The following is a 14,034-nucleotide window of genomic DNA, read 5'->3' as shown; positions in this document are numbered from 1 at the left end:
CTCGTTCATGTCACGCATGGGAGCCCTTCACGGTGTGCACGATCCTTTCGGTACTGCTGCCACTACTGCCACTGCTGCCGTCCGTGCCGGCCACGCCGCCGGGCCGCGTCACTGCTGCCAGGACCGGAAGGCCCGCAGGTGTTCCGGCGTGGCCACCGTCTCCAGGAACTCGTCGTCCTGGTCTCCGCCGCCGAGCGCGGCCACGATCCGCCGGGCCGGCGCATTGCGCGCCGTGCGCTCCGCCGTCAACCGGACCTTCGTGCAGCCGAGTTCGTCGGCGCGGTCGGCGAGCCACGCCAGCAGGCGTTCCTCCACGCCCCGTCCGAGCGCCCGGCAGCTCATCAGCCAGGCCAGCAGGTCGAGTTGGTCGCCCTCGACGCGGACCGCGAGCAGGCCGATCTGGCCGTAGTCGCCGAAGCGGTCGCGGGCCGCCGCGGTCCACACCTCGCCGAGCTGTCGCCACCGGTCGAGGTCACCGCCGTCGGACGAGCGGGCGCGCAGGGTGAACTGGTTCGTGCGGCGCACCAGTTGTTCGGCGCGCTGCACGTCGTCCTCGCCGAGGGCCCGGATCCCGACCTCGAGTTGCAGCTGGTCGAGGAAGTCCTCGAACCCCGCGTGTTCACGGACGGCGTCCCGCTCCCGTTCCTGGTCGTAGAACCCGGCCCGCAACACGTCCTCGGCGGTCGCCGCGGCCGGGACCAGCGGCCACAACCGGTCGAGGAACCGCTCCAGTTCGGCCTCCGGTGGGCAGGTGACCGCCAGGACCTGGGGCAGCGCCGAGCGCATCCTGCCGATCTCGGCCGGGTTGTCGTCGAGGAACAGGAAGCTGTCCACGCCGAGGTTGAGTGTGCGGGCGGCCTCCGTCAGCCGGGCGGGCTTCGGCCCCCAGGCGGCGGACAGGACGCTGAAGTGCTCGGGCTTCAGCACGCTGTCGGGGCGGTCGAGAACGGCCCGCACGGTCTCCTCGTCGTTGTTGCTGACCAGGGCCAGCAGCGCCCCCGCCTCGCGCCACCGCAACAGCCTGCGCGCGAGGAGGGCACGGGGCCCGGACAGGTCCACGGCGTCGGGGCCGCTCTCCCCGGCCACTCCGCTCCACAGGGTCTCGTCGCCGTCGACCGCGATCACCTTGGGCGCGGGCCGCAGCACCGCCCGTACGACCTCGGCGAGGGACAGCGCCACCGCCGCCTGGAACTCCGGGGTGAAGGGGAGGTGGGCGAGCCGTTCGGTGCGCTCGTCGAAGCGTTCCCCCACGGCGTGCCGACGGGTCCAGTGGTCCGCGGCGAGCACCGCGACACCGGGCAGGCCGGTCAGCTCGGCGGCGATCTCGCGCTCCCACTGCGCGAGCCGTCCGTCGTCGTCGCCGGTGACGGAGGAGGGCAGGAACCCGACGATCAGTGGCTTGCGGGTGCGCTCGACGACGGCTCGCAGCGCGGCCGGGTACTCCGTCCGCAGTGCGGCGAGGAGCGCGTCGTCCACCGGGCCGAACCGTTCCAGGTCCCGCGCCCGCAGCAGCACGACCCCCGCCGCCGTGGCGGGGTCGGCGAAGACTCCGGAGGGGTCACGCAGGGCGGCGAGCACCTGGTGGTAGGGGGCCTCGGCGACCGCGGCAGCGCCGTCCCCGAGTGCCGCCCGGCACATCAGCGGGAGGTTGCCGAGGGCGAAGGTGGCGGCGAGGGCGAGGGTCGGGCCGGACGCGGGTGTCGGCGCCGAGACCGTCGCAGCCGTCGGCGCGGGGACCGTCACCGCCACGGCAGTCGTGGCAGCGGCGGCAGTCGTCGGATCCTGCGGCGTCCGTACCGGGGCCGCCGTGTCCTCCACCGCCTCGTCCAGCAGCCTCAGGAACTCCTCCCCCAGTGCGGCCGTGTCCGCCGCGTCCAGGATGTCGAGGTTGTGGTCGAGACGGATCCGGCCCGCGTCCGGTGTCATCGTGATCATCAGGTCGAGGTCGGTGTACCCCGTCCCGGCTGGCAGCACCTCGAGCCGGTCGAGGCGGCTGCCGTAGCGGACGTAGTTGAAGTAGACCTCCACCAGCGGGGCGTTGGCCCGGTGCAGGTCCTGGCGGGCCAGCGTGGGCAGGACGTCCGAGAACATGGCGCCCTTCGCCAGGAGCCGTCGCAGCCGCCCGTCGGTGCGGCGCAGTACGTCCGCCACCGGCTCGGTCGGCCGCGCCTCGGCCGGGAACGGCACCGGTACGCCGAAGAAGCCCACCGCGTCGAAGGCGTCGGCGTGGATCCGGGTGTCCACCGGCACGGCGAGCACGAACCTCTCCTTCGCGCGCCTGCGGGCCAGCAGGACGGTCAGGGTGCCGAGGCAGAAGGCGGCGGGGGTGACGGCGAGGCCGCTCGCGGATGTCGTCACCCGGTCCATGAGGCCGTCGGGGAGGGCCACGGTGACGCTGCCGGCCCGGTAGGACCGCTCGGCGGGGCGCGGGCCGGAGAGGTCGAGGTCGAGGCGTTCGCTGCCTTCGAAGGCCTCGCGCCATTCGGCCGTGGCTGTGCCCCCGCCCGCCGTCGCGCCGCTCGCGCCCGTCCGCTGGGCCTCGATCAGGAGGTGGACGTCCCGGTTGCTGACGTCGCCGCCGAGCGCGGCGCCGGACAGCTCGGCGTCGATCTCCCCGGCGACGAGCAGCAGGGACTGGAGGTCGCTGACGGCGTGATGGGCGCCGAAGACCAGGATCTGGCCGCCTGCCGCGCCGTCGAGCAGCTGGAACCGCCACAGAGGTGCGGTCGCCAGGTCGAACGGCGATTCCAGCAGCGTCCGGAGCCGCTCCGCCGCGTCCGGCTCGGCGTTCACGGTCGTCCAGTGCAGCGGCGGCTCCGCCAACTCCCGGACGACACGCAGCTGTCGTCCGTCGGAGCCGGTGACGACGCCCGTGCGCAGGGCCGCGTGCCGCGCGACGAGGCGGGTGACGATGCCGGTCAGTGTCTCCCGGTCGGTGGGCGAGGTGAGCCGTACGGCGAGGCCGACGGCGTGGGCCGCCTGCGGCATGCCCGGCGAGGCGCTGCGCAGAAGACGTACGACGTCACGGGTGACGGGCCGCAGTTCGGTCTCCGGCACCTCCTGAACGGGGGACGCGGCCTCTTCCGGCACCGGTCGTTCCGGCAGGGCCGCGGCCAGTGTGCTCGCCAGCCCCCGGATGTCGGCCGCGGCGAACATCTCGGCGGTGGGCAGTTCGACGCCCAGTTCGCGGGCGAAGGCGTTGCGCAGGCGCACCAGCATGAGGGAGTCCAGGCCCAGTTCCTTGAGCGCGGCGCTCGCGGTGTCGTCCACGACGCCGCCGGACACCTCGCCGACGCGGGCGCGCACATAGGCTTCGAGCCAGGTGACGCGCTCCTCGTCGGTGGTCGCCGCGAAGACCTTCTTCACCAGGCCGTCCGCGTCGCCGGGGCCCGTGGGAGCGGTGACGAGGTCGGCCAGGAGGGGGCGGGCGCGGGCCACGTCGGGGGCGAGGGCGAGCATCTCCCGGTCCAGGGCGAGCGGGGCCAGCTGTCGGCGCGAGGTGGACATGACCCGGTCGAACAGCTCCCCGCCCTCCTGCGGGGAGAAGGCGAGCAGCCCGGAGCGGCCGGTCTCGGCGGCCCGGGTGCCGGACCCGGCGACCATGCCCACGCCGGACCAGGCGCCCCAGTCGAGGCTCAGTGCCCGTCGGCCGGTGCGGGAGAGGTGGTGGGCCCAGGCGTCGAGGAAGGCGTTGGCCGCCGAGTAGGGGCTCTGTCCGGCCGAGCCGAGCAGTCCGGCCGCCGAGGCGAACAGCACCAGGTTCTCCGCCTCGGGGGCCAGTTCGGTGAGCAGGGCGGTGCCCAGCACCTTGGGGGCGAGCACGCGCAGGACGCGTTCGTCGGTCAGGTTCGCCACGGTGGCGTCGTCCAGGACACCGGCCGCGTGCACGATCCCGGCGAGCGGCCCGGCTTCGCGTCGTACGGCGTCCAGGGCGGCGGCGAGTCCGTCGCGGTCGGCGACGTCGGCGCGGGCCAGGTGCACGGTGACTCCGCGCTCCTCCAGTCCTCGTATCCAGCGAACCGTGTCCGGGTCGGGCGTGCCGCGGCTCAGCAGCGCGAGGCGGCGGACCCCGCGGCCGGCCAGCCGTTCGGCGACGACCCGGCCGAGGCCGCCCAGACCGCCGGTGATCAGGTGGACTCCGTCGAGTGTGAGGTCATGCGTGTCGTCCGGCCGGGTGCGGGCGAGGCGCGGTACGAGCCGGCCCGACTCCCGCAGGGCGACGAGCCGTTCGTCGTCGGCGTGCCGCAGCTGGATCCAGAGCGCGTCCGCGCCGCCCACCGCCGGGAGGTCCACCAGCGTGACCGCCAGCTCGGGGTGCTCCTGTGCCACCGCGAGACCGAATCCCCAGGCGAGCGCCTGCTGCGGGTGTGCGACCTGCTCGCTGTCACCGGCGGCCTGTGTGCCCCGGACGACGGTGAACAGGCGCGGGGCCCGGCCGCGCGGCCGTTCGGCGAGCGCGCGCACCAGGTGCAGCGTGCTCAGGCAGCCGAGCCGGGCGGCCTCTTCGGCGGTGTGCGCGTCCATGACCGCCGGTGCGTCGAGTGCGGTGAGCTGCACGATCCGGGCGGGCAGGGTGTCGGGGTACGCCTCGTCGAGCAGTCGGGCCAGGTGCCGCGGGTCGGCGGGGTCGAGAACGTAGCGGCCGGGGCCTTCCACCGCGAACTCCGTGCCCCGGCGGGCGACGACGAACGGGACGGAGGACGAGCCGAGGCGCGCGGCCAGGTCACTGCCGACCCCCGTCCCGTCGGCGAGGACCAGCCAGCCCTCCTCGACCGGCGCGTCCTGCGGATCGGGGCGGAGCTGCCAGCGGGTCTCGAAGAGGGCTCTGTCCAGCGGTGAGAGAGCGGCCAGGCGGAACTCCTCCGCCTCCAGGACCAGTTGTTCGTCCTCGTCCCACACGCGCAGGTCGAGGGTGGCGCTGTCCCCGTCCACCGAGCGCAGTTCGCAGGTCACCCACGCGGGTGCGGTGCGCCGACCGGTGTGGCGGATCCGGCCGAACCCGGCGGGCACGAACGCCCGCCCTTCAGGGGCGTCGCCCGGCAGCGCGGCGGCGTGGAAGGCCGCGTCGAGGACGGCGGGGTGGAGGAGGTGTCCGGCGGCCGGCCGGCCGGTGAGCCGGCCGAGCGCGGCGGCGCCGGTGCGTCGGCCGGATTCCAGGTTGCGGAAGGCGGGTCCGTAGTCGATGCCGAGAGCACTCAACTTGGCGTATACGGACGACAGTTCGACGTCCTCCGTGCAGCGCTCGCGTATCTCGTCCAGGGTGGCCGTGCCGACGGGCGCGTCCGCCACGACTCGTCCCGTGGCGTGCTGCTCCCAGCGCCGGTCACCGGCGGCCGTCGAGGCGATGGTGAACTCCCGGGCGCCGTCCTCGGCGGGCCGCAGCGCGAGCTGCAGCCGTACGGGGCGGTCCTCGGCGAGGCGCAGCGGCTTGACGAACCGCACGTCCGCCAGTCGTGCTTCGCCGCCGTCCGACAGCGCGGCCGCGGCCTCCAGGGCCATGTCGAGGAACGCGGCGCCGGGCAGCCAGACCTCGCCGGTGACCCGGTGGTCGGTGAGGTAGGCGAACCGGCTGTCACGCAGGTCCAGTTCGCTCTGGAAGAGGTGCCGGTCGGGTTCGTCGCTGGCCTCGACGTGGGTGCCGAGCAGCGGGGAGGCGCCGGTCGCGCCGGCCGGTGCGGGGGCGAGCCAGTGCCGTTCACGGGTGAAGGCGTAGGTGGGCAGGTCGAGTCGGCGGCCCTGGGGGAACAGCGTCGTCCAGTCCGGTTCGTGACCGGCCGCGTACAGCTCGCCGACCCGGCGCAGCAGGACGCCGTGTCCGCCCTGCTGGCGGCGGAGCGAGCAGACGCCGACGGCGTCGACGCCGGCCTCGGCCGCCACCGCCTCGATGGCGCCGGTGAGTGAGGGGTGCGGGCTGAGCTCGACGAAGTAGCGGTAGCCGTCGTCCAGCATGCGGGCGATGGTGTCCGCGAAGCGGACAGGCTCCCGGAGGTTGGCGTACCAGTACGCGCCGTCCAGCCGGTCTCCGGGCACGGGTTCGGCCAGCGCGGCCGAGTACAGCGGGGTGTCCGTCCGCGCGCCCCGGACACCGGAGAACCGGTCGAGCAGTTCCTCGCGCAGCGGTTCCATGAGCGGGGTGTGCGAGGCGAACGGCGTGGACAGCGTGCGGACGGTGACCCCGCGCTCCTCCAGGTGCGCGCGCAGCTCGGCGAGCGCGTCGGCGGCTCCGGAGACCGCGGTGGAGCGGGCGCTGTTGAGCGCTCCGACGAACAGCCGCCCCTCGTACGGCGCGAGCAGTTCCCCGACCTCCTGGTGCGGAAGTTCGACGGCGATCATGCCGCCGTGCCCGACCAGGGGGACGACGGCGTGGGCCCGTCCCGTCACCACGGTCACGGCCTCGTCGAGGGTGAGCGCGCCGGCGCTGTAGGCCGCGGCGATCTCACCGAGGCTGTGTCCGACGACGGCGTCCGGGGTCACCCCGAGGGCGCGCCACGCGGCGGCGAGGGAGGCGTTGACGGCGAACAGTACGGGCTGGAGGTACTCGGTGCGTGCCAGCGGCGAGAACTCCTCCGGCGCGCGCAGCACGTTGAGCACGGACCAGCCGACGTGTCGTCGGACCGCCTCGTCGACGCGGGTCAGCTCCTCGCGGAACGCCGCCGATTCGGCCATCGCCTCCAGGCCCATACCGGCCCACTGTCCGCCGTGCCCGGCGAATACGAAGGCGACCTTTCCGGTCCGCTCCTCGCGGGGCCCTACCAGAGGCGCCCGGCCGGCCGCCAACGCGCCCAGCACGGCGCTCAGTTCGTGCGGGTCGCCCGCGACGACGGCCGTGCGCCGCTCGAAGTGGCTGCGGTGCCGGGCCAGGGTGTGGGCGAGGTCGGGCAGGGCCGTGTCCTCGGTGACATACGCGGCGAGTCGCGCGGCCTGTCCCCGCAGGGCGGTCTCGGTGCGTCCGGAGAGCACGAACAGCTGTGCACCGGGCACGACTTCGTCCTCGGGGCGAGAATCCGGGCGCTCCGCGGCCGGTGCCTCCTCGACGATGACGTGCGCGTTGGTCCCGCTGATGCCGAAGGCGCTGACGCCCGCGCGCCGAACCCGCTCCCCCGGCGCCGTCCAGGGCCGCGCCTCCTGGAGCAGCCGCAGTCCGCTGTCGTCCCAGTCGACGTGCCGGCTGGGGGTCTGCGCGTGCAGGGTGGCCGGGAGGGTGCGATGGCGCAGCGACTGGACGACCTTGATCAGTCCGGCAACGCCCGAAGCGGCCTGCGCGTGGCCGATGTTGGACTTCAGCGATCCCAGGTACAGCGGCCGGTCCTGCGGCCGTCCGGTGCCGAAGACCTCGGAGAGCGCGTTGGCCTCGATGGGGTCGCCGAGGGTGGTGCCGGTGCCGTGCGCCTCGACGTAGTCGATGTCGGCGGGCGCGAGCCCGGACAGCTCCAGGGCCCGGCGCAGCACCAGTTCCTGCGCGGGTCCGTTCGGCGCGGACAGGCCCTGGCTGCGGCCGTCCTGGTTGACGGCGGTGCCGCGCAGCACGGCGAGCACCTCGTCGCCGTCGCGTCGGGCGTCGCTCAGCCGCTTCAGTACGAGCATGCCGGCGCCCTCTGCCCAGATCGCGCCGTCGGCGTCGTCGGAGAAGGAGCGGCAGCGTCCGGTGGCGGAGAGGCCGCGCAGGCGGCTGAACTCCACGAAGGTCTGCGGGGTGACCATCAGCGTGACACCGCCGGCGAGCGCGAGGTCGCACTCCCCGGACCTGAGCGCCTGGGCCGCGAGGTGGGTGGCGACCAGCGAGGACGAGCAGGCCGTGTCGACGGTGAGCGCGGGTCCGTGCAGGCCGAGTGCGTAGGCGAGCCGTCCGGAGGCCACGCTCAGCGCGGAGCCGGTGCCGACGTACCCGTCGAGCTGGTCCAGGCGCGAGCCCGACAGGTAGTCACTGCCGAACATGCCGACGTAGACGCCGGTCGTGCTGCCGGCGAGGGCGGCGGGCACGATGCCTGCCCGCTCCAGGGCCTCCCAGGCCGTCTCGAGGAGCAGCCGCTGCTGCGGGTCCATGGCGGCGGCCTCCTTCGGGGTGATGCCGAAGAAGCCCGCGTCGAAGGACTCGATGTCGTCGAGGAAGCCGCCGTCCCGGGCGTACGACTTGCCGGGGGCGTCCGGGTCGGGGTCGTAGAGGGACTCCACGTCCCAGCGTCCGGCGGGGAAGGGGCCGACGGCGTCCCGGCCGTCCGCGACCAGTCGCCACAGGGCGTCGGGGTCGTCCACCCCGCCGGGCAGGCGGCAGGCCATGGCCGTGATCGCGATCGGTTCGTCGGTCGTCGCGGCGGTCGCGGTGCGGGCCGGACGGGGGCCGGCCGTTCTCCGGGGCGCTCCGCCGATCACGCTGTCGAGCAGGTGGGCGGTGAGCCGGGCCGGGGTCGGGTGGTCGAACAGCAGGGTGGCGGGGAGTTTGGTGGCGAGCCGGACGCTGATGCGGTTGCGCAACTCGACCGCCGTCACCGAGTCCATGCCGAGTTCGCGCAGCGGCTGGTCGGGGCGGGCGGCCTCCGCCGAGCGCAGCCCGAGGGCGCGGGAGGCCTCCTCGCGGACCAGGGCCAGGAGGCGTTCGGCGCGTTCGGCCTCGGGCAGCGCGGCGAGCCGTTCGGCGAGACCACCGCCCTGTCCGGCGGCGGTGCGGGGTGCGGGCAGCAGGACCCGCCACAGAGCGTCCCCGGCCACGGCCTGGCGCAGGCGCGGCAGGTCGATGACCCAGGCCACCACGTGGGGCGTGCCGCGTTCCAGGGCGAGTTCGACGAGGTCCCGGCCCTGTTCGGGGGTGAGGGCGCGGTGGCCGAGGCGGGCCATGCGCCCCAGGTCGGCGTGCTCGGCGGCGAGGCCTTCGCCGGCCCAGGCGCCGAAGGAGACCGAGACGCCGGGCAGGCCCTGGGCGCGCCGGTGGTGGGCGAGCTGGTCGAGGAAGACGTTGGCGGCCGCGTAGTTGCCCTGGCCCGCGTTGCCGAGGACACCGGCGGCCGAGGAGACCAGCAGGAACATCTCCAGGGGCAGTTCCGCGGTGAGCCGGTGCAGGTGGGCGGCGCCGTCGGCCTTGGGACCGAGCACCCGGGCGAGGCGCTCGGGGGTCAGTTCGGTGATCACCCCGTCGTCGAGGAGCCCGGCGCAGTGCACGACCCCGCGCAGCGGGACCTGCGCACCGACGCCGGCGACGACGTGGGCCAGAGCGACCGGGTCCGTGACGTCGCACGCCACGACCTCCACCTCGGTGCCGAGACCGGCCAGTTCGGCGACGGCCGAAGCGGCCTGGGGGTCGTCGGCCCCCCGCCGGGACGTCAACAGCAGTCGGGGTACGCCCCGTTCGGCGAGCAGCCGGGCGATGTGCAGGCCGACGGCGCCCAGTCCGCCGGTGATCAGAACGGTGCCGTCGACGGGCACTGCCCCGCTCTCGACGGTGCGGGCCCGGACCAACCGTGGGGCCAGCAACAGACCTCGACGGTGCGCCAGTTCGGGCTCGTCCGGGTGCGCCGCGGCGGCGATCAGGGCGTCCTCTGCGCCTTCCTGGCCGTCGAGATCGAGCAGGCTCAGCGCGAGGTCCGGATGCTCGGTGCGGGCGCTGCGGGCCAGGCCCCAGAGCACGGACTGTGCGAGGCCCGGTACGGCGTCCCCCTCACCGGCCGCGATCGCGCCCCGCGTCACCCACACGGTCCGGGCGGGTGCCCGGCCGGGCGGGAGGGCGATGAGCGCCTGAAGCTCGGCGAGCGCGACGGCTGCCAACTCCTGTGCCACCGACGCGGGTTCGGCGGTGCCGTCGGATCGCGGCCAGAACCGTACGACCACGTCGGCGCCCGAGTCGCTCACCCGGATCCCGGCCGCCGCCAACCCGGGCAGGACCTCGGGAGCGCCGACCACCGTCCACTGCCCGTGGCCCGCTTCCACCGGATCGACGGCCGTCCACGCGACCTCGTACAGATGCCGGGCGTTCCCCGGTCCGGTGCTCAGGTCCGCCGGGGTGGCGGCGCGCAGCCGCACGCCCTCCAGGCGGCCCGCCGGAAAGCCGTCGGTGTCCCACAGGGCGACGTCGAGGGTGAGGTCGGTCGCCGTGGCTCCGGTCCGGCGGACGGTGACGGTCAGGTCGGTCGCGCCACCGGGCGGCAGGACGCAGCGGCCCACCGCGACGGGCAGCAGCACCCGTCCGTCGGTGGCGTCGAGCGCGGCGGCCACGTGCAGCGCGGCGTCCAGTAGTGCCGGGTGGACCGGGTACGGGTCGGCGACGTCCCGCGCCGTGGTCGGCAGCGACAGCCGGGCGACCAGCTCGCCGTCACCGGTGCGCACAGCCTCCCGTACCCCCTGGAAGGCGGGTCCGTAGCCGAGGCCGAGACCGGCCAGCCGCTCATACGATTCCGGGGTCCAGGCCGGGTCGACGCCCTTGGGCCACACCGGAGGCCGGTCCGCCGGCTGTGGGACGGCCGGGGCGGCAGAGGCGGTGGCGTGCAGCGTCCAGCCGGCGGCCTCCTGGCCGCGCGGCCGGCTGTGCACGGAGACCTCCGCACCGGGTCCCTCGACGACGACCTCGACGGAGACCTCGACCGTGCCCGCGGCGGGCAGCGTGAGCGGAGCGAGAAGGAGCAGGCCGGTCAGGTCGCCGGGCTCGTCGGGCCGGGCCGTCGCGAGGGCCGCGCGGCAGAGTTCGAGCAGGGTCGTGCCGGAGACGACGGTCCGCCCGAAGACGGCGTGGTCGGGCAGCCACTCGGCGGTCGCCGGGGACCACTCGCCGCGGAAGGTCCAGCGGGACGCGTCGGCCGACTGGAGCTGGATGCCGAGCAACGGGTGGGCCGCGCGGTCGAACAACCCCGCGCCACCGCCACTCGACTCGGGCTCGGTCCAGTACCGCTGGGTGTCCCAGGCGTACGTCGGCAACTCCACCGGATCCGTGCCCGGGACCAGGCGGCGCCAGTCGATCCGGCGCCCGTGGACGTGGAGTTCGGCGGCCGCGCGGTCCAGGCAGGCCGAAGCGTCCACGTCCCGGCGCAGGGAGCCGACGACGACCAGGTCCTCGTCGATCGTGCGCAGGGCGGTCAACAGGGAGGGGTGCGGACTGAGTTCGACGAAGAAGCGGTGACCGTCGGCCACCATGCGCTCGACGGTGGGCGCGAAGCGCACGGGCTCACGCAGGTTGGCGTACCAGTAGTCGGCTTCGAGTTCCTCGGTGACGGGCCCGCCGGTGACCGTGGAGTACCAGGCTACGGACGCGGGGTACGTCGTGACGCCGTCGAGTTCGTCGAGTATCTCCGTGCGCACCGGTTCGACCTGGCTGCTGTGGGAGGCGTAGTCGACGTCGAGGCGGCGAACGAACACCTGCTCGCGCTCGAGGTCCTCGAGCAGGCCGAGCAGTGCCTGTGTCTCGCCCGCGACGACGGTGGAGCGGTCGCTGTTGACGGCGGCCACGGACACCCGTCCGTCGAGACCGGCGAGGCGCTCCTCGACCTCGGTCCGGGGCAGGGCGACGACGGCCATGGTGCCGGCGCCGGACAGCGCGGTCAGCGCCCGGCTGCGCAGCGCGACCACGGCGGCGGCGTCGCTGAGGCTGAGGGCCCCGGCGACGCAGGCCGCGGCGACCTCGCCCTGGCTGTGCCCGATCACCGCGTCCGGGCGGATCCCGCGGGCCCGCCACACGGCCGCGAGGGACACCATCACGGCGAACAGGACGGGCTGGACGACGTCCACGCGGTCCAGGGAGGGGCTGCCCGCGTCGCCGCGCAGCACGGCCGCGACCGACCAGTCGGTGAAGGGGCGCAACGCACCGTCGCAGCGGTCGAGTTCGTCCGCGAACACCGGGTCGGCGGCCAGCAGGTCGCGGGCCATGCCGGTCCACTGGGCGCCCTGGCCGGGGAAGACGAAGGCCACCTTCCCGGCCGGGAGGGCCTGTCCGGGCCCGACGGTACGGTCGGGGTCGGGCCGGCCGTCGGCCAAAGCACCCAGTGCGGCGACGAGTTCGTCGCGATCCCCGGCCTGGACGACCGCCCGGTGCTCGAAGTGGGTGCGGTGGAGGGCGAGCGTCGCCGCTACGGCGGGAAGGGGCGACTCCGGCCGCTCACCGAGGCTTTGAGCGAGGCGCGCGGCCTGTCCCCGCAGAGCGGGGAGGCTACGGGCCGAGAGGGGGAAGCAGGTCTGCCCCGACTGCTCCCGGCCGGGCAGGGCGGCGGCGAGCGGCTCACTGTCGCGCAGGGCACGGGCCGACAACTCACCGCCGGGCAGGGCGCCGACCAGCACCTCGGCGTCGAGCAGGGAGACGACCGGCACCTCGGCGTCGAGCAGGGAGACGACCGGCACCTCGGCGTCAGCCCGCACGCGGGACGACGGGACGTCGGCGGGCAGGGCGTCGACCGGCAGGGCGTCGTCCTGGGGTGCCTCCTCCAGCACCACGTGCGCGTTGGTGCCGCTGATGCCGAACGCGCTCACGCCCGCCCGCCGTACCCGGTCGGCGCGGCGTGGCCACGCCTCGCCCGTGGCCTGGACCCGCAGGCCGCCGCCGTCCCAGGCGATGTGCTCGGTCGGCCGGTGTGCGTGCAGGGAGGCCGGCATGCGCTCGTGGCCGAGGGCCAGCACCGTCTTGATGACACCGCCGATGCCCGCCGCCGCCTGGGTGTGTCCGATGTTCGACTTCAGCGAGCCGACGCCCAGCGGGCGGTCGGCGGGCCGGCCGGGACCGAAGACGGCGGCGAGCGCGTTGCCCTCGATCGGGTCGCCGAGCCGGGTGCCGGTGCCGTGGGCCTCGACGTGGTCGATGTCGTGCGGCCCGAGCCCGGCGGCCTCGAGAGCGGCCCTCAACACCCGTTCCTGAGCAGGTCCGTTGGGGGCGCTCAGGCCCTGGCTGCGGCCGTCCTGGTTGAGGGCCGAGCCCTTGACGACGGCGAGGACACGATCGCCGTCCCGGCGCGCGTCGTCGAGCCTCTTCAGCAGCACCAGGCCGCAGCCCTCGGCCCAGACCACGCCGTCCGCGTCGACGGAGAACGGGCTGCACCGACCCGACGGCGACAGCCCGCGCAGCCTGCTGAACTCGACGTGGCCGCGCGGAGTCACCAGCAGCGTCGCGCCGCCCGCCAGGGCGAGGTCGCACTCGCCGGCCGCGAGCGCCCGGGCCGCCAGGTGCAGCGCGACCAGCGAGGAGGAGCACGCGGTGTCGACGGTGACCGCGGGCCCCTGGAGGCCGAGGGTGTAGGCGATGCGCCCGGAGGCCACGCTGGCGGCCGAGCCGGTGCCGACGTGTCCGTCGAGCTGTCCGAGGGAGGCCGCGGCCAGGTATCCGCTGTCGTACAGGCCGACGTAGACACCCGTGTTGCTGCCGCTCAGCGTGTCGGGGACGATCCCGGCGCGCTCGAACGTCTCCCAGGTGGTCTGGAGCAGGAGCCGCTGCTGGGGATCCATGGCGGCGGCCTCGCGCGGGGAGATCCCGAAGAACGACGCGTCGAAGCGGTCGATGCCGTCGAGGTAGCCGCCGCGCAGGGTGTAGGCCTTACCGGTGGCCTCGGGGTCGGGGTCGAGCAGCCCCTGGGTGTCCCAACGGCCCGCGGGGACTTCGGAGATGACGTCCTGGCCGGCGTCGAGCAGCCGCCACAGCGCCTCGGGGTCGTCGGCTCCGCCGGGGAAGCGGCAGGCCATGGAGACGATGGCGATGTCGCCGCCGGGGCGCGCGGACCCGTCCCGCTCGGGCGCCTGTCCGGCGGCGGGCCGCTCCTTCTCGAAGAGGGCGTCGGTGATCGCCGCGATCGTGGGGTGGTTGAAGACGAGGGAGGGTTCCAGGGGGCGGCCGATCCGCTCGGCGAGCTCACTGCCGAGGGTCACCAACTGGCGTGAGCCGAGGCCGAATTCCGCGATCGGCCGGTGCGGGTCGACACGTCGCGGGTCGAGACCGGCCGCCTCGGCCACGGCCGCGGCCAGCCAGGCGCGGACGGCTTCGGCCGTCGTCGAGGACGGCTCGGTGCTCGGGTGATGAGACGCGTTCGCAGGCATCTGGAAAGGAGTCCTCGTGAACTGGGTGCGCGGCGGATTGCG

Annotated in this window: 1 protein-coding gene; it reads right to left on the bottom strand. The window is 74.8% G+C overall.

What is annotated here, in order from left to right; translation table 11 throughout:
• Window positions 1–108: 108 nt before the first annotated feature.
• Window positions 109–13,992: an SDR family NAD(P)-dependent oxidoreductase gene (locus tag ACIPFH_RS17330; RefSeq protein ID WP_401827367.1), complete on the bottom strand. Its 13,884-nt coding sequence runs from the start codon at window positions 13,990–13,992 to the stop codon at window positions 109–111.
• Window positions 13,993–14,034: the final 42 nt, after the last annotated feature.

Origin of the sequence: Streptomyces sp. NPDC088157 (assembly GCF_044741545.1) — a bacterium.
Lineage (GTDB): Bacteria > Actinomycetota > Actinomycetes > Streptomycetales > Streptomycetaceae > Streptomyces.
The sequence above is the reverse complement of the archived record's forward strand: the minus strand, read 5'-3'. Positions and strand labels throughout refer to the sequence as shown.

Bases quoted from the DNA above. Each gene is read 5' to 3' on its own strand.
- ACIPFH_RS17330 (WP_401827367.1), bottom strand. From the start codon at position 13,992: ATGCCTGCGAACGCGTCTCATCACCCGAGCACCGAGCCGTCCTCGACG.